Raw genomic sequence first — 497 nt, 5'->3', positions numbered from 1 at the left:
CAAAGAAGGCATTCAGGGTCGTTGGGATGGCATCACTATTCCGACTGAAGACATTGATGATGGCGCAGGCGGCACCATCACGGCAACAGCGGCTTATCGTTTGGCGATTGTGACTCGTAAGCAATTCGCTGGTGATACGTCGGTTACGGCACTCGTTAAAGGTGATTATGTTCGTGAGAACGTCGTGCTGGCGGATGACTCTGCACTTCCAGCAGAAGCGCAGTTCATGCTGACATTAAGCGATTTGTGGGCAGAAGGTGAATGGTAATGGATAAGCAAAAATTAGACGCTGAGTTTTCAGCGCAATTTAATCGCGTTGGCAGCGCCATGGCTAACCTTGGTGGTCACTCTCGCTTCTTGCTGATGAACCGTCAGCGTAAAGCCAAGATTGATAACCTGGTGAAACAGGTACTGGGCCTCAAAGTCTTGTCTGAGCTTTACGACCAGGAGCGCCTGACGGTCGAAGCCGTTGCTCAAGCGCTTGCGCCAGAAAATGT

At 50.9% G+C, this 497-nt stretch carries 2 protein-coding genes; both read left to right on the top strand.

What is annotated here, in order from left to right:
* Positions 1 to 268 (top strand): hypothetical protein (locus tag AW165_RS19830; protein ID WP_212823916.1); only part of this gene is annotated, 268 nt, incomplete at its 5' end.
* A partial coding sequence (locus AW165_RS18510; RefSeq protein WP_155859662.1) for a hypothetical protein occupies positions 268 to 497 on the top strand: 230 nt, incomplete at its 3' end. The genes AW165_RS19830 and AW165_RS18510, both read left to right, overlap by 1 nt.

Origin of the sequence: Acinetobacter sp. LMB-5 (assembly GCF_001541635.1) — a bacterium.
Taxonomy (GTDB): Bacteria; Pseudomonadota; Gammaproteobacteria; order Pseudomonadales; family Moraxellaceae; genus Acinetobacter; species Acinetobacter pittii.
Note: the sequence above shows the minus strand (reverse complement) of the source record. Positions and strands in the feature narration are given on the sequence as shown.